Here is an 18,906-nt window from a genome sequence, read left to right on the forward strand (position 1 = left end):
GCCTCACGCCTGGCCGCGCCAACGCCTCACGCCGCCGCGCGTTCGCCGACCGGGCGTCGTCGCAGCGAGGCGTCCCTCAGCGCCGGCGGCTTCCAGACGCCGTCCGGGTGATAGACGTTCGTCCCGGGCTCCACGATCTCGTCGATCCGGTCCAGTGCCGCGTCGTCCAGCGTGAGCGCGGCGCCCTTCAGCAGACCGTCCAACTGCTCCATCGTGCGCGGGCCGATGATGACGGACGTCACCGCGGGGTGCGCGAGGGTGAAGGCCACCGCCAGTTCGGGCAGTGAGCAGCCGATGTCGGCCGCCAGCTCGGCCAGTTGCTCGACGATCTCCAGCTTGGCGATGTTCACCGGGAGCGTCGGGTCGAATCGGGCCGGGCTCAGCGCCGCGCGCCCCGTCGTCATGTCGATCGCGCCGCCCTTGCGGTACTTGCCGGTGAGGAAGCCGGAGGCGAGTGGACTCCAGGTCAGCACACCCATCCCGTACCGCTCGCACACCGGTAGCACCGCCGACTCGATGCCGCGCGCCAGGATCGAGTACGGCGGCTGCTCCGTACGGAACCGCTGAAGCGCCCGGCGCTCGGCGACGACGTGCGACTCCACGATCTCCTCGGCGGGGAACGTCGAGCAGCCGAAGGCGCGGATCTTGCCCTCGCGTACGAGATCGGTCAGCGCGGAGAGGGTCTCCTCGATGTCCGTCGTGTGGTCGGGCCGGTGGATCTGGTAGAGGTCGATCCACTCCGTCCCCAGCCGCTTCAGGCTCTCCTCCACCTCCCTGACGATCCAGCGCCGCGAGTTGCCGCCGCGGTTGCGGCCCTCGCCCATCGGGAAGTGCACCTTGGTCGCGAGGACGACATCGTCGCGGCGGCCCTTGAGCGCCTTGCCGACGATGATCTCGGACTCACCGGCGGAGTACATGTCCGCGGTGTCGAGGAAGTTGATCCCCCGGTCGAGGGCGGAGTGGATGACGCGTACGGAGTCGTCGTGGTCGCTGTTGCCGACGGAGCCGAACATCATGGTGCCGAGGCAGTGGGCGCTCACCTCGATACCGGTGCCGCCGAGAGTGCGGTAACGCATGTCGTGCTCCCTTGCTGGTCAGGCAATTGTCAGACATCTGGTGGGGCGTACGCCGGCACTCTAGGACTTGGAGTGCGATCGAGGTCAAGGCGCGACGGGCGACCGACGGGGGACCCGGCCGAGTGACCGGCAGGGTCGGGTGGGCCAGGTCGGTCAGGCCAGGTCGGTCAGGCCGGCCAGGTCGATACTTTGGTCACGCCCGCGGATCCCTTCGACGGATACCCGCCCCGGCCGCCGCTTCCTAGCCTCGGGGCATGCGCATGAGCAAGCGATCGAAGTCCCGGGAGCCGGTCGGCGATGTCACCGTGCTGGCCCAATCGGTCTGGCTCGTCCCGGCGTTCGCCGTCGCCGGGGCGGTCGTCGGCTGGCTGGTCAAGCTGCTCGCCAACTGGCTGGTGGGCTGGGACTGGGCCCCGCTGAAGGGCCCGGCGAGGCTGCTGAACTCCATCCCCGAGCCATGGCTGACCATCCTCGGAGTGACGGCGGGCGTGGTGCTCGGCGTGGTGGTGGGGTTCATCGCGCTGCACGAGTCGCTGACCGTACGGGTGTCGGACACCCGGCTGACGCTCAAGATCCGCGACGAGACCCGCGAGCTGCGCCGGGCCGACGTCGGCCCGCTCTTCCTGGATGGCAAGTTCCTCGTACTGCTCGGCCACCACACCGAGGAACTGGTCCGTGAACCCTTCGACCTGGACCGCGCCGCCCTGGCCGCCGCCTTCACCGCCCACGGCTACGACTGGGCCGACGAGGACCCGCACAAGGCCGACTTCCGTCTCTGGGTCCCGGACACACCCGGCCTCCCGGTGGGCGCGAACGCCCTGCTGAGCGCCCGCGCGTACGCGATGCGCAAGACGGACAAGGGGGACGACGTCCGGGCGCTGCGCGACGAGCTGAACGGGCTGGGCCTGGCGATCCGGGACGAGAGGAAACGCCAGTACTGGCGGCTGCCGAAGCCGCCGTCCGAACCACCGCCCGGACCACACTCCGGGCGGTCACCGGGGGCCTGACCAGCCCCCACCGGCCAGGGCCATGAACCGGGGGGCCGGCCCTGGCCGGAAACCCCTCCCCCCGGAAACCTCTCCCGCACCGAAACGGGCCGCCTCCGCCGAACGGCCCGCGTCCGGTGGTTGGGTTGCGGTTGCCGACCGGGATGTCCGGAAGATCCCGGCGGCGCCCCCCCCGCAGACCCACGAGCCACCGTGAGAGGCAGCCACCATGACCACCGACTCCACCGGCCGCGTCACCACCCCGTTCGACGCCGAGTCCACCGCGGCCGAGGTCGTCGCCGGTGTCGACCTCACCGGCCGGCGCGCCGTCGTGACCGGCGGCTCCTCCGGCATCGGTGTCGAGACCGCCCGCGCGCTGGCCGGCGCGGGCGCCGAAGTCACCCTGGCCGTACGCGACATCGACGCCGGAGAGCGCACCGCCGGTGACATCAGGGGCACCACCGGCAACCGCCGGGTGCTCGTCGCGCCGCTCGACCTCGCCGATCAGGCGTCCGTCGCCGCGTTCACCGCCGCCTGGGACGGGCCGCTGCACATCCTGATCAACAACGCCGGGGTGATGTACACGCCCGAGCTGCGGACACCGGAGGGCTGGGAACTCCAGTTCGCCACCAACCACCTCGGCCACTTCGCGCTGGCCACCGGCCTGCACCCGGCGCTCACCGCCGCGGACCGGGCGCGGATCGTCTCGCTCACCTCGGTCGGGCATCTGCTCCAGGCGGTCGACTTCGACGACATCGACTTCCGCGAAGGGCCGTTCGACACCCGCCTCGCGTACGGCCAGTCCAAGACGGCCACCGCGCTCTTCGCGGTCGAGGCGAACCGGCGCTGGGCCAGGGACGGCATCACCGCCAACGCCGTCCACCCCGGCGCGGTCCTGTCGAACCTCACCCGCCATATGAGCCAGGACGAACTCAGCAAGGCCATCGCCTCCGGCTACACCTTCAAGACGCCCCAACAGGGCGCGGCCACCTCGGTGTTGGTGGCGACCTGGCCGGGACTCGAAGGCATCGGCGGCCGGTACTTCGAGGACTGCAACGAGGCGCGTCCGCACCGGGAGGGCGACTCCGGCGGCGTCGCCGCGCACGCCCTGGACCCGGCCGCGGCCGAGCGCCTGTGGCAGGTGTCGCTCGACATGCTGGCCTCGGCCGGGCGAGCCTGACGGCTCCGTCCGGCCCCCCTTACGCCCCCGCCTCCTCCAGCAGCCGCACCGTCTCCGGATACGGCCCGGTCCGCGCCCATTCAAGCGGTGAGCGCCCGCCGCCGCCGTCCTCGCGCAGCCGTGGATCGGCGCCGTACGCGAGCAGTTCGCGTACGGCGCCCGCATGGCCCCAGCACGCGGCCCCACACAGCGGCGTGCCCTCCGTCCCGTCCCCGCTCTCGGCGTCGGGCGGCGCGCCCGCGGCCAGCAGCAGGCGTACGGAGTCGGCGTCGCCGTGCACGGCCGCCGCGTACAGGGGCGTCGACCCCTCGGCGTCGTACGCCCACGCGGGGGCACCGGCCCGCAGCAGCGCGCCGACCTCGGCCGTACGCCCCAGCCTCGCGGCCAGCACCAGCCGCCGCGACAGCTTCTTCCGCCGCCTGTTGTTCATCCCTGTTCCGTCCCTGTCCCCGTACCGTCTCGTCCCGCCGGCTCAACTCGTGTGCAGCATCAGGCCGATGCCGACGACCATCAGCCCGGCAGCCGCGATGCGCGGCATACCGAACCGTTCCTTGAAGAACACCGCGCCTATCGCCGCGCCCACGACCGGCTGCGCCGAGATTGATCTTGGGGTGTGCTGGTCTTGGGGGTTCGGCGGGCTGGTGGTCCAGCGGCTGTCGGTCCTTTACTCGTACCGGTACTTCAGCGAATCCGCCTCCGTCTGCTCGATGTCAGCGATCGTCAGCTCCGGCATCCGCAGTTGAGCCAGCGTCACCTCGGCCGAGGTCGGCTGGGCGTCAGCCGACAGCCACTGCTCCGGCTTCCAGGCCCCGCTGCGCAGAAGCGACTTGGGGCAGTGCGGGTAGACCTCCTCGATCCCCACCACCAGCGCACTGGCCGGCGGCTTGCCCACGGCGGTCAGCTGCGACAGCAGGTCCGGGCGGGTGGAGACGCAGGCCCGGCCGTTCACCCTGAGCGTCGTGGTGCGTCCTGGGATGAGGAACAGCAGCCCGGCCCGTCCGGTTTCGATGACGTTCTGCAGAGTGTCCAGACGCTTGTTGCCGGTCGCGTCCGGTATCGCCACCGTCCGTGTGTCCAGGACGGCGACGAACCCAGCTGGGCCGCCGCGCGGGGAGACGTCACAGTTGCCGTTGGCGTCCGCGCTGGCGACCAGGACCAGCGGTGAGCATCCGATCAAACGTTTCGTCTGTTCCGTAAGTTCGGTCATCTGCTTGCGCACGGCCGCGTCACTGGGGAGTTCGTAGGCCCGGCGCAGTGTCTCCTGGTTGGGCACGGCGTCGACGCGGAGCGAGTCGAAGGCGCTGCTGGCAGGGGCTGTCGTCATGCCTCCGACCCTAATCGGCCGATCTGTGGTTGATCTTGGTACGCATGGCGGTCAGACGGAAGCTCTGGCGTGATCGTGCCGCATGTGATCGCCGGACAGTCGAGTCTCCGTGTATACGGCTGAACGTCACGCCCTGGATTCTCGCCTGTCGTGGCCTGCGGGGCTGTCCTACCAGTATGGATGTTGTAGTGACGCCGTGCGGGTTGGTGCATGGCAGGTCGACAGATCTGAGGAGTTGGTGGGGGCATGCCGTCTGGTGCTGAGCTGAACGCGGAACAAGGCTTTACCTCAGCCGTCGCTACGAGGGTGGTGGCTGCGGCGTGTCGGCAAGCGGGGCTTGATGGTGACGGGGCCAACCTGATCCGCCTGGGTGAGAATGCTCTGTTCGGCCTGGAGGCACACCCGGTGGTGGTCCGGATCGCCCGGTCGACCGAGTATCTGGAATCCGCGCGGGGTGAGGTCGCCGTGTCCCGCTGGCTGGCCCGTGAGGGCTTCCCTGCGACGCGGGTCATCGACGATCTGGAGCAGCCCGTGATCATCGATGGTCACCCGGTGACGTTCTGGCACCTGATCGAGGAGAGCGACCGTAAGCCGACGTACGGCGAGCTGGGAGCGATCCTCCACGATCTCCACTCGCTCACCCTGCCGGCTTCCCTGAGCCTCCCTCCGTATCCGGTGCTGGACCGGACAGACCGACGTATCAACGCGGCGACCGGGATACCGGAGGACGACCGTGCGTTCCTGCGTAAGCGCGCCCGTGAACTCTGCGGCCGGGTGGAAGAGTTGCGCTTCGATTCTCAGAGGGGCCCCGTGCACGGAGACGCCCACGTACAGAACCTCATGGTGGACCGCACTGACCGGGTGATCCTGATCGACCTGGAGCGGTTCAGTTACGACCACCCCGAGTGGGACCTGATGGTCACGGCCACCGAGCATCACAGCTTGGGTTGGCAGACACCGCAGGAGTACGGCGCGTTCGTCGGTGCGTACGGTCGGGATCTCCGCTCGTGGGCTGGGTTCCCTACCTTGCGGTCATTGCAGGAGTTCAACATGACGACGTGGTTGATGCAGAACGTCTCGGAGAGCGCCGAGACAGCGGCGGAGTACACCCGTCGTATCGCCTCGCTCCGCGACGAGGACGCCCCGCGCGACTGGAACCCTGGCTGATCCTGCCTACTCGTCGTCCAGGCGTTGCATCGCGGCTTGCACGTGGCCGTTGAACTGCTCGACCACAGGGCTGTGCGCGTGGACCGACACCTCACGCTGGAAGTCACTGACGTACCGCTGAAAGCGCACGGACTGAAGGGCGTCGCCTGCCTCGACGGCAAGGCCGGCGGTCGTCACGGCGGCCTCCAGGTAACGATCACGAACCCCGGTGCCGATGGCACCGGGGCCGTCGTCGTGTCTCCTGCGGCGTGGCCAGCCCCAGCCAATGGTCAGCCAGCCTGCGGGGAAAGGGACTTGTAGAGATGAACAGCACCGGGGGACGACGGATTCGACGCTGACGACCTGGGCCCTGACGCGGTGCTGTGGGTCTGCGGCGTGAACTACCTGGCCGGCTGGCGGGACGCATCCCAAGCCCTCACAAAACCTGCGGCACTCACCTGGGAAAACATCAAGATCAAGTGGGGGCAGAATGGGAGCCGATCTTGGTTCCCGAGTGCGCTCGAAGTGGTTGGGAATCCCCCAACGTGCCTGAAAGTTCCTGAGAACGTGCAGGTCACGCGGGGGACAAGCGTGCCCCCTGGCCGACCGGGTGCTCACCAGGCCGACGCCCTGCGCGGGCGATAGTGCGATCAGAAATGACGGCTTCAACCGACCCGGAGTTCACCGGTCAGTGGTTCGAAACCCTCGCGATCCTGCACATAGCTGACTTCGAAGGACTCCACTTTCTGGCCCTCCCCGAAGGACACATCGGTCACGGTGAAGGTGCCGGTGATGTCGCTGGATGTACCCCACGGCGGTTGGACATTCAGGCCCGGCCTGTCTGAAAGCCCGATGTTTGGGTGCACAGCTCCTTCGTAGCGGCCTTCTGTGAGAACTTGCCCCTTCGGTGCGGCAAAGTCCAGACCCCATGACTCTTCAGAGCTCGGATTGACCGTTACCGAGATCATTCGGTGGTCGAATGAGGCAAAGGCGTCGAACTCAAGGCCCGCCGCGGTCGATTGGGAACCAGATCTTCCCCCTCCCAGACCGTCGTACTTGTCTCCGGACCATGTGTGAATTCCGGATGGCATGGGGTCGGCATGGGCGATGGGCGTGCTGCCGAGCGCGCCTATGGATAGAGCCACAGCGAAGGTAATCAACGTGCGTCGGCTGAGCGTGCCACTGATCATTGGTTCTACCCCCAGGTAACATTGCCGGAATCGTTGGGACTTGGCAAAGATCTTGGCATGCAGCTGCCCCACAGCGCCACGCCGACGAGCCCCGCCGACGCGACGGCCACGCCCGTCGCCTGCCAGCGGTCCAGCGACTCGCCCACGAAGACGGCGGCCAGGACGGTCACCAGCAGGGGCGCGGTGCCGCGTGCGATCGGGTACATCTGGCCGAAGTCGCCGAGGCTGAACGACCGCATCAGCAGCGCCTGGTAGCCGACGTGCAGCAGCGCGGAGGCGATCAGATACGGCCACGCGCCGGCGGCCGGGAACGGCGAGAAGCACACGGCGACCGCGCCGAGCACGGTGCCGCCGCCGGCGATCAGGGTGAAGGCGACCAGCTGGTCCTTGATGGTGTGCGCGATCGCGTTCCAACTGGCGTGTGTGAGGGCGGCCAGCAGGACGGCGGCGGCGACGCCCGGTGTCACGCCGTGCGCTCGCGGACGTCCACCAGGGTGCCGCCCGCGTGCCGGACCAGGCTCTTGGGGTCCATCGGGAAGACCGTGTGCGGGGTCCCGGCCGCCGCCCACACCACGTCGTGGTCGAGCAGACCCCGGTCGGCGAGCACGCGCGTGCGGGTGCGGTGCCCGAAGGGCGGTACGCCGCCGATGGCGTACCCGGTGGTCTCCCGTACGAGATCGGCGCGCGCCCGCTTGACCGTACCGGCGCCCAACTCCTCCCGTACGCGCTCCACGTCGACGCGCGACGCGCCGTCCATCAGCACCAGGACCGGGACGCCGTCGGCCTCGAAGATCAGGGACTTGACGATCTCGCTGAGCCCGCAGCCGATGGCGGCGGCGGCCTCGGCCGCCGTCCGGGTGGCGTCCGGGAAGGTGCGGACCTGGCCGGTGAGATGGTCGAGGCCCAGTTCGCGCAGCGCTTCGACGAAGCGGGGGTGGGCCGGGGTGTCAGGCGTGCCGCCGGGGTTGCTCATGGCGGGCACGCTAGCGGGAGGGGCGGGCGGGGGCGAACCCGTTTCACGCACGCGGATCTGTTCCGGTGCCGGTGCCCGTGTCGGTGCCGGGACCTGCCCCGCTTCCGGCACCGGCACCGGAGCCGCTCCTGGTCCCGGCCGCCCGGAGCCGCTCGGCCAGCGCGTGGGCGCGGTTCGCCAGCTCCGGGGGATCCAGCACCTCGAAGTCGTGCCCCAGCAGCAGCACATGCATCAGGACCCGGTCCAGGTCCCGGCCGCCGCTGAGCACTTCGCACCGGTCGTCCCCGCGCGGCTGTACGACGGCAGCCGCCCCCGGGACCTGTTCACTCACCGTCCGGGCGGGCGCGTGCACGAGGAAGCGCGCCTGGTGCGCGTAGGCCCGGCTCGCCACCCCCTCCTGTACGTACGCCGCCGCGTCGGGCGCCTCGCGCGGCCGGAAGCGCCAGGTCCGCGGCGACACCTCCGTCATCCGGTCGACACGGAAGGTCCGCCAGTCGTCGCGGTCGAGGTCGTAGGCGAGGAGGTACCAGCGCCGGTCGGAGGCGACCAGACGGTACGGCTCGGTCCGCCGCCGCCGTACGCCCCCGGCCGCCGGATAGTCGAAGCCGGTCTCGACCTCGTCGCGGCAGGCTCTGGCCAGCGTCATCAGCACGTCCGGGTCGACCGCGGGACGGCCGCCGCCGAAGAACGCCACCGAGCCGGAGAGCGCCCGCACCTCGTGGCGGAGCCGGGCGGGCAGCACCTGGTCGAGCTTGGTCAGCGCGCGCAGCGCGGCGTCACTGCCGCCGGCCGGGCCCGCGCCGGCGTCCCCGCTCGCGCCCCCGCCGACGAGCAGCGAGACGGTGGTGGCGATGGCCTCCTCGTCGTCCAGGAGCAGCGGCGGCAGGACCTGCCCGGGGCCGAGCTGATAGCCGCCACCGACCCCCTGACCGGCATGGACCGGATACCCGAGCGCGCGCAGCCGCTCGACGTCGCGCCGTACGGTCCGCGATGTCACCCCGAGCCGTTCGGCCAGCTCGGGCCCGCTCCAGAGCCGCCGCCCCTGCAACAGCCCGAGCAGCGTGAGCACCCGTTCCGTCGTACCCCGCTCGGTGGCCCCGTTCGTCGTCTCCATGTCGCCAAGCCTGACAGAAAGCGGACCGATCCTGTCCGCCAGGAGTGTCACGGTGGAGCCATGAACACGGACGAACTCGACTGGAACCGCACACTGCGCGAGCAGTGGGAGTTCCACTGGAACCATCAGCTCCGGGCCAGGCTCGAAGGGCTGACCGACGAGGAGTACTTCTGGTCCCCGGTGCGGGACGCGTGGAGCGTGCGGGCGCGCGGTGACTCGACAGCACCCGTACAGGCGGGCGCGGGGGAGTTCACGATCGACTACGCCTTCCCCACGCCCGCGCCGGCGCCCTTCACCACCATCGCCTGGCGGCTCGGCCATGTCGTCGTCGGCGTACTCGCCACCCGCAACGCGGCGCACTTCGGGGCGCCCGAGGTGTCGTACGAGACATGGGAGTACGCCGGCGACGCGGCCAGCGCGCTCGACCAGCTCCAGACCCAGCTCGACAGCTGGCTGGCCGGGGTGTCCGGTCTCGGAGCCGACGGGCTCCGGGCGCCGATCGGTGAGAAGGAGCCGTACCCGGACGCGCCCACGGCGGATCTGGTCCTGCACATCCACCGGGAGCTGATCCACCATCTGTCCGAGGTCTGCCTGCTGCGGGACCTCTACCTGCACACCCACGCCACCACGAACGGAGCGACCCGATGAGCCGCCACATCCAGATCACCTTCGACGCCCACGACCCCGCCGCTCTGTCGACCTTCTGGCGCGACGCCCTGGGTTACGTCCACCCCGGTCCGCCCGGTGTGGAGCTGCCCGAGGGCGCCGACCCGCTGGCCGCCTGGGACGACTTCCTGGCCGGGATCGGCGTACCGGAGGGCCAACGCAACACGAAGTCGGCCGTCGAGGACCCGGATGGGGACGGCCCCCGCCTGTTCTTCCAGCAGGTGCCGGAGGACAAGATCGCCAAGAACCGCGTCCATCTCGATGTCCGCGCGGCCCCCGGACTGGAGGGGGAGGAGCGGATGGCGGCGCTGGAGACCGAGTGCGCCCGTCTGGTCGCACTGGGCGCGACCCGCGTACGCCGCGACGAGCCGGCTCCGCCGCTGAGCAGGGGGCTGATCGTGATGACCGACCCGGAGGGCAACGAGTTCTGCCTGGACTGAGAGAGACGGTGGGGCCCGTCGGCCGGGATGCCCGGCCGACGCCCTCCGTACGAAGACGGCGGCCCCGGCCGACGCCCTCCGTACGAGGTCGGCGGCCCCGGCCGGTCACGCCGCCCTGAGCGCGCCCTACCCCGCCGAGAGCACCGCCGCGACCACCGGTCCCGCCGCGTCCCCGCCGTGTCCGCCGGACTCGACGCTCGCGGCGGCGGCCAGGTCGTCCTGGAAGCCGGTGAACCAGCTGTTCGACGTCTCCTGCCCGTCGACCTCGGCCGAGCCCGTCTTCGCGCCCTTGTCCCCGCCGAGCCCCGCCATCGCCTTCTGACCGGTGCCCCACGAGGCCGTCGCCCGCATCATGTCGCGCAGCTGCTGCCCCACCGCGCCCGGCAACTGCCGCTCGGCGACGGCCAGTTGGCGGTCGTCCAGGTCGCGCGGGACGATGACCGGCTGGCGGAAGGTGCCGTCCTTCGTGGTGGCGGTGACGGACGCGATGTTCAGTACGTTCATCTGGACCGTGCCCTGGCCGATGTACTGGGCGGCGGCCCCGCCCCCGTCCGCGTCCGGCACACTGCCGTCGGCGGACGCGACACCGGTCTTCCAGTCCAGCCCGAGGCCGAACACATGCCCCGCCACCTCGGGCAGCGCGTGGTCGTCCTTCGTGTCGTCGATCAGCTTGATGAAGGCGGTGTTGCAGGACCGGGCGAAGCTCTGGGTGAACGTGCCGCCCTTGATGTCGAAGTTGTCCAGGTTGTGGAACGAAGTGCCCTGGTAGAGCACCGTCTTGGGGCACTCGGCCGGCTTGCCCGCCCCGACCAGGCCCTTCTCCAGCAGCATCGCCGCCGTCACTATCTTCATCGTCGAGCCCGGCGCCTGCTTGCCGAGCATCGCCGCGTTGAAGCCGTCCTTACGGTTGTTGGCGACGGCGACTATCTCACCCGTGCTCGGCTTCACCGCCGCGACGGACGCCTCGCTGTACTTCTTCACGGCCTGCTCGGCCGCCGCCTGGACCTTGGCGTCGAGCGTCGTCCTCAGCTCGCCGCTCTCGCCCTCGGAGAGTGTCAGGACCGTCGAGCGGGTCACCTTCTCGCCGTCGGTCTGGATCCAGGTCTCGACGCCGGACTTGCCGCCCGCCTTCTCCCCGTACTTCTCCCGCAACTGGTCGAGCACCGGCGCGAGCGAGGGGTACTTCTCCGCCGTCAGCTCGGTCCCGTTGCGGTCGACCGCCTTGATCGGCGGCGTGGTGGCCTCGCCGGTGACCAGGTGCGTGTTCTTCTCCAGCTTGGGATGGATGACGGTCGGCACCCAGTCGACCAGCGGCTTCCCGCTGGTCAGCCCACGGACGACGGTCAACTCGGAGGCGTACGAGAGGGGTTTGCTCAGCTTCCCGAACTTCACCGTCGCCTTCACGGTGAAGGGCACCTTCGCGCCCGTCGCCTTTCCGGGCGTGATCACCGCGCCGGTGATGTGCGCCTGCTCGCTGTAGCCGGCGACGGCCGCCTCGGCCTCGGCGGCGTTGTTGGTGAGGGAGGCGGCGCGCTCGGGATCCTTGCCGGCGGCCCACGCGGCGAGGAAGTCCCCGGCGGTGTCCTTGATCTCGTCCGCGCTCAGCGGCCCGGTCCGGACCTCGGCCGACTTCGACGCGGAGCCCGTGCCGCCGTCCCCGGCGACGACGGTGTACGCGCCGTATCCGATCCCCCCGGCGACAACGATGAACACGCCGCCGACGACGGCGACTTTCGCTCCACTGCGCATGCGTGGGTCCCCTCCCCCCAGGAGTGCCCCCGGCCACGTTTGAACGTGTTCAAAGGAGCAACGTTTTCGCACTCTACGTGACGTGGGTGAACAGAGGAGCGCCCGTTACAGGACCGCGACGATCGCCCGCCGCGCCCCCGTCTCCTGTCCCGGGCCCCGGGTCATCGGCCCCGGCCCCCGGTCATCGGCCCCGGCCCCCGGGCACGCCGGCCCCCGGGCACGCCAGCCCCCGTTCACACCCAGGTGTCGAACCACATCCGGTCCTGCCACTCGCTGATCGGGATCGTCTGCCCGGTGTAGATGGGCCAGAAGTAAATGAAGTTCCACACGATCAGGAGCACCAGCACGCCCGCGCCCACCGCGCCGATCGTCCTGCGTCTCTCGTCCGAGCCCGCCGGCCCCAGCATCGCGCCGATCATCATCGCCACCGCCAGACACAGGAACGGGACGAAGACCACCGCGTAGAAGAGGAAGATCGTGCGCTCCTGGAAGAAGAACCACGGCACCCAGCCCGCCGCGACGGCGCAGGCGATGGCGCCCGCGCGCCAGTCGCGGCGGAAGAGCCAGCGCCACAGCACGTACAGGAGCGCGAAGCACGCCGCCCACCAGAGCAGCGGTGTGCCGATCGCCAGCACCTCCTGGGCGCACTTGTCCGCCGGGGCCGCCGTACAGCCCTCGGTGCCGCCCCTCGGGGACTCGTAGAAGTACGAGACCGGACGGCCCAGGACGATCCAGCTCCAGGGGTTGGACTGATAGGTGTGCCCGGAGGTCAGATTGACGTGGAAGTCGAGCACCTGGGTCTCGTAGTGCCACAGACTGCGCACCCAGTCCGGCAGCCACGACCACAGCCCGCCGTCGCCCTGGGTGGCGGCCCAGTCGCGGAAGTAACCCTTGTCACTGACGATCCAGCCGGTCCAGGAGGCGACGTACGTGCCGATCGCCACCGGGACCGTCGAGACGAACGCCGGCACCAGATCACGCTTGAGCACGGCGAGATACGCGTTCACGGCCCCGGCGGTGCGCCGCGCGCCCACGTCCCACAGGACCGTGAGCAGACCGAACGCGGCCAGGATGTAGAGCCCGTTCCACTTCGTCGCGAAGGCCAGTCCCAGCATCACCCCGGCCGTGATACGCCACGGCCGCCAGCCCAGCCGCAGGCCCTCGCCGACCGCGTGGTCCGGGCGCAGCACGCCTTCGGCGTCCACCGGCAGCGCGTCCGCGAAGCGCCGTCTCGCCCAGTCCCTGTCCAGCAGCAGACAGCCGAACGCCGCCAGCACGAAGAACATCAGCACCAGGTCGAGCAGCGCCGTACGGCTCATCACGAAGTGCAGCCCGTCGACGGCGAGCAGCCCGCCCGCCAGACACCCCAGGAACGTCGAACGGAACAGCCGGCGGCCGATACGGCACAGCATGAACACCGACAGCGTCCCGAGGACCGCCACCATGAAGCGCCAGCCGAACGGGTCGAAGCCGAACATCAACTCGCCAAGCCCGATGATCCACTTGCCCACCGGCGGGTGCACCACATACCCGGCGTCGGCCGGCAGCGCGACCTGCGAGGGGTCGGCCAGGATCAGCTTGTCGACGTCCTTCGGCCAGCTGGCCTCGTACCCCTGCTGGACGAGCGCCCACGAGTCCTTCGCGTAGTACGTCTCGTCGAATATCACCGCCTTGGGGCTGCCCAGATGCCAGAACCTCAGCAGCCCGGCGACCAGCGCGACCAGCGCCGGGCCAAGCCACGCGGACCAGCGGGTCAGCCGGTCGGCGAGCAGCGGCGGCACACCGAGCACGATCCACAGGCGTTCCGACGGCTCCGTGTACGGCGGGACCAGCCGCTCGCGCAGCCCGATCACCGGTCTCGGCGCATAGCCGAACCGCCGCAGCCGCTGGGGCCATGACGGCGGCGTGTTCTCGGCGTCCCGACCCTGGAGGGCTTCTGGCGCAGTACTGGTCACCGCGCCATCGTAGGGAACGCCGCTGTGTGCCGTGGGCACGCCCGGACGGACACGGCGGCGGACCGGGCGCCCGCGCGGCCCTGCGAGGATGGCGTACGTGACTACTGTGCCCTCCCGGGGAACGGACCCCGCAGCCCCGACCGGCGTTCTCGTGCTCGCCGGGACCCCCATCGGCGACACCTCCGACGCGCCGCCGCGCCTCGCCGCCGAGCTGGTGGGCGCGGACGTCGTCGCCGCCGAGGACACCCGGCGGCTGCGCAGGCTCACCCAGGCGCTCGACGTGCAGACCACGGGCCGGGTCGTGTCGTACTTCGAGGGCAACGAGAGCGCCCGTACGCCCGAACTGGTCGAGGCACTGGCCGGCGGTGCCCGCGTGCTCCTCGTCACCGACGCCGGGATGCCGTCCGTCTCCGACCCCGGCTACCGGCTGGTGGCGGCGGCCGTCGAGCGCGGCATCAAGGTGACGGCCGTGCCGGGCCCGTCCGCCGTGCTGACGGCGCTCGCGCTCTCCGGGCTGCCCGTCGACCGCTTCTGCTTCGAGGGGTTCCTGCCGCGCAAGGCGGGCGAGCGGCTGGGCAGGCTCCGCGAGGTGGCCGACGAGCGCCGCACCCTCGTCTACTTCGAGGCGCCGCACCGGCTGGACGACACCCTCGCGGCGATGGCCGAGGTCTTCGGCGCCGAGCGCCGGGCCGCCGTCTGCCGCGAGTTGACCAAGACGTACGAGGAGATCAAGCGCGGCGGTCTCGGCGAACTGGCCGTGTGGGCGGCCGAAGGCGTACGGGGTGAGATCACCGTCGTGGTCGAGGGAGCCCCGGAACGCGCGCCGGTGACGGACCCCGCCGAGCTGGTGCGCAGGGTGCTCGTGAGGGAGGAGGCGGGGGAGCGGCGTAAGGAGGCAATCGCCGCCGTCGCCGCCGAGGCGGGGGTGCCCAAGAGGGAAGTCTTCGATGCGGTGGTGGCGGCAAAGAATGCTGCTCGCACAAGCCCCCGGGACGGTAAAGGACTATCTTGAAAAGCAAAGCGCAGACCGTGTGCCGGGCGCTTTAGGCATGCGGAGGCCAAGAGCCTGCCATTAATCGACAGCGCTGATGCGCTCCCGCCCGAATAGGCGTCCACTGGATCGAGTGGAGAGGAGCTGGCATGAGTGAGATCACGGGCAACGCCGTCGCCCACGAGGCATATGCGTTCTGCTGCATGCGATGCGGTCACGGCTGGGAGCAGGCGTACGACATAGAGCACCACACGGACGGTTCCGGACAGCAATTCGTCGTCTACAAGGCGGACGGACTGCGGGTGCCTTCGCCGCTGTCGAGCCCGACCTGCCTCAACTGCGGACACCACGTCGTACGCATCATGCGCTCGGGACAGGTGTCCTCGGTGCGCGCCCTGAGCCAGCAGATGACCGCCCCCCGGGCGCCGAAGCAGCCCAAGGCCCCCAAGGCGCCCAGGACCCACCGGACGCATCGGACGAAGCCGCCCAAGCAGGGCAAGCCGATACCCGTGACCGACGAGGCGGGCGGCGCGGCCATCGGGGCCGTCGCCGACAGCGCGCGGGCGAAGTCGGCGCACCACTGGCACCTCTCGGACCTTCTGCACCCCTTCCACCGCAGGTAATTCGCGGCGGGCGACGGGGGCCGTCCTCGTACGATCGTGCCCATGAGCCCGAAGAGTCCCAACAGCGCCAAGAGCAACGCCAAGAGCAGCACCGGGAACAACGCCAAGAGCAACGCCAAGAGCAGCACCGGGAACAACGCCAACAGCAGCGCCAGGAGCAGCGCCAGGAACACGGCGGAAGCGCCGCCGGCACCCGAACCCCTCCGGGTGCCGGTCGCCGATTCGCACACCCACCTGGACATGCAGAGCGGCACCGTCACGGACGCCCTCGCCAAGGCCGCCTCCGTAGGAGTGCCGATCGTCGTCCAGGTGGGCTGCGACGTGCCGGGCTCCCGCTGGGCGGCCGACACCGCCGCCGCGCACGCGTCCGTGCACGCGGCGGTCGCGCTGCATCCCAACGAGGCGCCGCGCATCGTGCACGGCGACCCCGACGGCTGGTCGCGCCAGGGCGAGCGCGAGGCCGGCGGCGAAGCGGCCTTGGACGACGCGCTCGCCGAGATCGACCGGCTGGCCGCGCTGGCGCAGGTGAAGGCCGTCGGCGAGACCGGGCTCGACTTCTTCCGTACGGGGCCCGAGGGCATGGCCGCGCAGGAACGCTCGTTCCGCGCGCACATCGAGATCGCCAAACGCCACGGAAAAGCGCTCGTCATCCACGATCGCGAGGCGCACGCCGACGTGTTGCGCGTGCTCGCCGACGAAGGCGCCCCGGAGCGGACCGTATTCCACTGCTATTCGGGCGACGCGGAAATGGCCGAAATCTGTGCCGCCGCAGGCTACTTCATGTCTTTCGCGGGAAATATGACGTTCAAAAACGCGCGCCCACTGCGTGAGGCGTTGGCCGTCGCTCCGCTCGAACTCGTTCTGGTGGAGACGGACGCGCCTTTTCTGACGCCCGTTCCGTACCGAGGACGGCCCAATGCCCCGTATTTGATTCCGGTGACGGTGCGCGCGATGGCCGAGGTGCGCGGGATCGGCGAGGACGCGATGGCGACGGCGATTTCGGCCAACACGGCGCGCGCTTTCGGGTACTGAGACGGCCGGTCCTGTTCGGTTCCGGTCGCTCCCGGTCGCTCCCGATCGGTCCCGTTCCGCCCGTCGGGACGCTGTGTAGTCGCGCTGCTTTGGAGAGTGACCGCCGCTCCGCTAGTGTCCGCCGGGTCGCATGGGGGCCGGACCGGACTTGTGGAGCGTCGAGCGTCGTGAACAGTGCGCAGGGCAGTCACCGAGCGGCCGGACGCCGCCACCCCGAACCGGCGCCCACCGTGGCGTGGTTCACCCCGCCGACCGCCCCTCCGGTCCCGTCGGCCGTCCCTCCCGCCCCGCCGGCCGCCCAGCCGGAGACGCTGATCTTGCCGGTCCCGCACCAGCAGCCCCGGCCGCCGGAGCGGCTGCCCACCGCCGGCTCCGCCTCCCGCCGCCTCGTCCCGCAGGCGCTGGTCGTCGCCGTCCTGGCCGGCGGCACCTCCGCGTTCGTCGCCGACGACAAGGCCGTACGGCTCAGCGTCGACGGCACCCCGCGCACGCTGCACACCTTCGCGGACGACGTGGACGAACTCCTCGCCGACGAGGGCGTCGCGATCGGCGAGCACGACCTCGTCGCCCCCGGCCGGGGCGCCGAACTGACCAACGGCGACACGGTCGTTGTCCGCCACGGCCGCCCCGTCATGCTCACCCTCGACGGCCGGCGTCGGCAGATCTGGACGACCGCCGACACCGTCGACGGCGCGCTGAGCCAGCTCGGCGTACGCGCGGAGGGCGCCCTCCTGTCCGTCTCGCGCTCGTCCGCGATCCCGCGCAGCGGACTCGCCCTCGACGTCCTCACCGAGCGCACCGTCACGTTCATGGCCGACGGGCGTGAACACACCCTCCGTACGAACGCCGCGACCGTGTACGAGGCCCTGGCCCACGCCGGGCTCGCCCTGCGCGGCGAGGACACCACCTCCGTGTCGCCCGACAGCTTCCCGCGCGACGGCCAGACCATCACCGTGATGCGGATCACCCGCGACGAGATCGTCCGCGACGAGGCCGTCCCGTACGCCACCGAACGCACCGAGGACCCCACCCTCTTCACCGGCACGGAGGTCGTCACCCGCCAGGGCGAGCAGGGCACGCGCCGCCTCACCTACACCGTGCGAGCCGTCAACGGCGTCCGGCAGAAGCCGCGCAAGGTCTCCGAGGAGCTCCTCCGCGCGCCCGTCACCCAGCGTGTCAGCGTCGGTACGAAGCGTCGCCCGGCCTCCGTCGCGGGCGCCGACGGCCTCAACTGGGCCGCTCTCGCCGCCTGCGAGTCGGGCGGCCGGCCGGACGCGGTCGACCCCTCGGGGACGTACGGCGGGCTCTACCAGTTCGACACCGGCACCTGGCAGTCCCTCGGCGGCAGCGGACGGCCGCAGGACGCCTCGGCGGGCGAGCAGACGTTCCGGGCGAAGAAGCTCTATGTGCAAAGGGGGGCGAGTCCGTGGCCGCACTGCGGCCGTAGGCTGCACGGGTGAGCACCACAGAGCCCCCTGAAGTCCCCGACGACGGCCCCGACGCCTTCGGCGCACCTGCCGCACATCCCGCCCCTGACGCCCCTGACGCACCTGCCGCCGCTGACGCACCTGCCGCCCCCGACGCCCTCCTCGGCCCCGCGGACATCCGCGAGCTGGCCTCGGCCCTCGGCGTACGCCCCACGAAGCAGCGCGGACAGAACTTCGTCATCGACGCCAACACCGTCCGCCGTATCGTCCGCACCGCCGGCGTACGCCCGGACGACGTGGTCGTGGAGGTGGGCCCGGGGCTCGGCTCGCTGACGCTGGCGCTGCTGGAGGCGGCCGAGCATGTGACGGCCGTCGAGATCGACGACATCCTCGCCGCCGCGCTGCCGCGCACCGTCGAGGCCCGGACACCGGCCCGCGCGGCTCACTTCTCGCTGGTGCACGCGGACGCGATGCAGGTACGCGAACTGCCGGGACCGACACCCACGGCGCTCGTGGCGAACCTCCCGTACAACGTCGCCGTCCCCGTCCTGCTGCACATGCTGGAGCACTTCCCGACGATCGAACGCACCCTGATCATGGTCCAGGCGGAGGTCGCGGACCGGCTGGCGGCGGCGCCGGGCAACAAGGTGTACGGCGTGCCGTCGGTCAAGGCCAACTGGTACGCGGAGGTCAAGCGCGCCGGCGCCATCGGCCGTAACGTGTTCTGGCCCGCGCCGAACGTCGACTCGGGCCTCGTCTCGCTCGTCCGCCGCCCGAAGCCGCTCACCACCACCGCGACACGCACCGAGGTCTTCGCGGTCGTGGACGCGGCCTTCGCGCAGCGCCGCAAGACGCTGCGGGCGGCACTCGCGGGCTGGGCCGGATCGGCACCGGCGGCGGAGAAGGCACTGGTGGCGGCGGGGATCTCGCCGCAGGCGCGGGGGGAGTCGCTGACGGTGGAGGAGTTCGCACGTATCGCGGAGTCGAAGGGAACGAGTGCGTGAGTGACACGGGCGCGGTCGACACGGGCGCGG

General features: G+C 70.8%; 19 protein-coding genes and 2 pseudogenes. 10 read left to right on the forward strand and 11 right to left on the reverse strand.

From position 1 onward, the window contains the following. Nucleotides 1-26: 26 nt before the first annotated feature. Nucleotides 27-1,076 carry an aldo/keto reductase gene (locus ACFYNU_RS08665; protein ID WP_356584343.1) on the reverse strand — a complete coding sequence of 350 codons (1,050 nt, stop codon included), beginning with the start codon at nucleotides 1,074-1,076 and terminating at the stop codon, nucleotides 27-29. Nucleotides 1,077-1,336: 260 nt separating this feature from the next. Here ACFYNU_RS08665 and ACFYNU_RS08670 point away from each other — a divergent pair, with 260 nt between their 5' ends. Together ACFYNU_RS08670 and ACFYNU_RS08675 are read left to right on the forward strand one after the other, a co-directional pair. Continuing rightward, nucleotides 1,337-2,083, forward strand: coding sequence for a hypothetical protein (locus ACFYNU_RS08670; RefSeq protein ID WP_356584345.1), 747 nt, complete (start codon nucleotides 1,337-1,339; stop codon nucleotides 2,081-2,083). 208 nt (nucleotides 2,084-2,291) lie between these two features. Beyond that, nucleotides 2,292-3,242 (forward strand): SDR family NAD(P)-dependent oxidoreductase, encoded by a 951-nt coding sequence (locus ACFYNU_RS08675; protein WP_356584347.1) that lies wholly within the window; start codon nucleotides 2,292-2,294, stop codon nucleotides 3,240-3,242. Nucleotides 3,243-3,261: 19 nt separating this feature from the next. Here the strand turns inward: ACFYNU_RS08675 and ACFYNU_RS08680 are convergent, their stop codons facing one another. From ACFYNU_RS08680 to ACFYNU_RS08690, 3 genes and pseudogenes are all read right to left on the reverse strand, one after another. Beyond that, nucleotides 3,262-3,672 carry an ankyrin repeat domain-containing protein gene (locus ACFYNU_RS08680; protein WP_356584349.1) on the reverse strand — a complete coding sequence of 137 codons (411 nt, stop codon included), beginning with the start codon at nucleotides 3,670-3,672 and terminating at the stop codon, nucleotides 3,262-3,264. A gap of 42 nt (nucleotides 3,673-3,714) precedes the next feature. Further along, nucleotides 3,715-3,828, reverse strand: a pseudogene (locus tag ACFYNU_RS08685) (EamA family transporter); the annotation flags it as partial. 78 nt (nucleotides 3,829-3,906) lie between these two features. Beyond that, nucleotides 3,907-4,566 carry an MSMEG_1061 family FMN-dependent PPOX-type flavoprotein gene (locus ACFYNU_RS08690; protein WP_356584351.1) on the reverse strand — a complete coding sequence of 220 codons (660 nt, stop codon included), beginning with the start codon at nucleotides 4,564-4,566 and terminating at the stop codon, nucleotides 3,907-3,909. 246 nt (nucleotides 4,567-4,812) lie between these two features. On the opposite strand from ACFYNU_RS08690, the gene ACFYNU_RS08695 reads away from it, so the two are divergent. Next, the gene (locus ACFYNU_RS08695; RefSeq protein WP_356584353.1) at nucleotides 4,813-5,733 is read left to right on the forward strand and encodes an aminoglycoside phosphotransferase family protein; all 921 of its coding nucleotides are present in this window, start codon (nucleotides 4,813-4,815) and stop codon (nucleotides 5,731-5,733) included. A gap of 6 nt (nucleotides 5,734-5,739) precedes the next feature. Here the strand turns inward: ACFYNU_RS08695 and ACFYNU_RS08700 are convergent, their stop codons facing one another. From ACFYNU_RS08700 to ACFYNU_RS08720, 5 genes and pseudogenes are all read right to left on the reverse strand, one after another. Then, on the reverse strand, nucleotides 5,740-5,910 hold the full coding sequence (locus tag ACFYNU_RS08700) for a hypothetical protein (RefSeq protein ID WP_356584355.1): 171 nt from the start codon (nucleotides 5,908-5,910) through the stop codon (nucleotides 5,740-5,742). A 467-nt stretch (nucleotides 5,911-6,377) separates the two neighbouring features. Next, nucleotides 6,378-6,902 carry a hypothetical protein gene (locus tag ACFYNU_RS08705; protein WP_356584357.1) on the reverse strand — a complete coding sequence of 175 codons (525 nt, stop codon included), beginning with the start codon at nucleotides 6,900-6,902 and terminating at the stop codon, nucleotides 6,378-6,380. A gap of 65 nt (nucleotides 6,903-6,967) precedes the next feature. Next, nucleotides 6,968-7,369 (reverse strand): annotated as a pseudogene (locus tag ACFYNU_RS08710) (EamA family transporter); the annotation flags it as partial. Continuing rightward, nucleotides 7,366-7,875, reverse strand: a complete 510-nt coding sequence (locus ACFYNU_RS08715) for a YbaK/EbsC family protein (protein ID WP_356584359.1) — start codon at nucleotides 7,873-7,875, stop codon at nucleotides 7,366-7,368. The pseudogene ACFYNU_RS08710 and the gene ACFYNU_RS08715, both read right to left, overlap by 4 nt. A 43-nt stretch (nucleotides 7,876-7,918) precedes the next feature. Next, nucleotides 7,919-8,989: a WYL domain-containing protein gene (locus tag ACFYNU_RS08720; RefSeq protein WP_356584361.1), complete on the reverse strand. Its 1,071-nt coding sequence runs from the start codon at nucleotides 8,987-8,989 to the stop codon at nucleotides 7,919-7,921. Nucleotides 8,990-9,049: 60 nt separating this feature from the next. Here ACFYNU_RS08720 and ACFYNU_RS08725 point away from each other — a divergent pair, with 60 nt between their 5' ends. Then, nucleotides 9,050-9,637 (forward strand): DinB family protein, encoded by a 588-nt coding sequence (locus ACFYNU_RS08725; RefSeq protein ID WP_356584363.1) that lies wholly within the window; start codon nucleotides 9,050-9,052, stop codon nucleotides 9,635-9,637. Further along, entirely contained in the window at nucleotides 9,634-10,095 is a 462-nt protein-coding gene (locus tag ACFYNU_RS08730) for a VOC family protein (protein WP_356584365.1), read from the forward strand. Before ACFYNU_RS08725 ends, ACFYNU_RS08730 begins: the two co-directional genes overlap by 4 nt. Nucleotides 10,096-10,221: 126 nt before the next feature. Here ACFYNU_RS08730 and ACFYNU_RS08735 read toward each other — a convergent pair whose 3' ends face one another. Further along, complete coding sequence (locus ACFYNU_RS08735) at nucleotides 10,222-11,844, reverse strand: penicillin-binding transpeptidase domain-containing protein (RefSeq protein WP_356584367.1); 1,623 nt, start codon at nucleotides 11,842-11,844, stop codon at nucleotides 10,222-10,224. 233 nt (nucleotides 11,845-12,077) lie between these two features. Further along, entirely contained in the window at nucleotides 12,078-13,799 is a 1,722-nt protein-coding gene (locus ACFYNU_RS08740) for a phospholipid carrier-dependent glycosyltransferase (RefSeq protein WP_356584369.1), read from the reverse strand. 97 nt (nucleotides 13,800-13,896) lie between these two features. On the opposite strand from ACFYNU_RS08740, the gene rsmI reads away from it, so the two are divergent. From rsmI to rsmA, 5 genes are all read left to right on the forward strand, one after another. Continuing rightward, on the forward strand, nucleotides 13,897-14,811 hold the full coding sequence (rsmI, locus tag ACFYNU_RS08745) for a 16S rRNA (cytidine(1402)-2'-O)-methyltransferase (protein ID WP_356584371.1): 915 nt from the start codon (nucleotides 13,897-13,899) through the stop codon (nucleotides 14,809-14,811). 128 nt (nucleotides 14,812-14,939) lie between these two features. Next, nucleotides 14,940-15,413: a hypothetical protein gene (locus ACFYNU_RS08750; protein ID WP_356584373.1), complete on the forward strand. Its 474-nt coding sequence runs from the start codon at nucleotides 14,940-14,942 to the stop codon at nucleotides 15,411-15,413. 42 nt (nucleotides 15,414-15,455) lie between these two features. Continuing rightward, the gene (locus tag ACFYNU_RS08755) at nucleotides 15,456-16,445 is read left to right on the forward strand and encodes a TatD family hydrolase (RefSeq protein ID WP_356584375.1); all 990 of its coding nucleotides are present in this window, start codon (nucleotides 15,456-15,458) and stop codon (nucleotides 16,443-16,445) included. Nucleotides 16,446-16,612: 167 nt separating this feature from the next. Further along, nucleotides 16,613-17,905 carry a ubiquitin-like domain-containing protein gene (locus tag ACFYNU_RS08760; protein ID WP_356584377.1) on the forward strand — a complete coding sequence of 431 codons (1,293 nt, stop codon included), beginning with the start codon at nucleotides 16,613-16,615 and terminating at the stop codon, nucleotides 17,903-17,905. Between the two features lie 143 nt (nucleotides 17,906-18,048). Beyond that, nucleotides 18,049-18,876, forward strand: a complete 828-nt coding sequence (gene rsmA, locus ACFYNU_RS08765) for a 16S rRNA (adenine(1518)-N(6)/adenine(1519)-N(6))-dimethyltransferase RsmA (protein ID WP_356584571.1) — start codon at nucleotides 18,049-18,051, stop codon at nucleotides 18,874-18,876. The last annotated feature ends 30 nt before the right edge of the window (nucleotides 18,877-18,906 follow it).

The sequence above is a fragment of the Streptomyces sp. NPDC006643 genome (assembly GCF_042870175.1).
In the GTDB taxonomy this organism is placed as follows: Bacteria; Actinomycetota; Actinomycetes; order Streptomycetales; family Streptomycetaceae; genus Streptomyces.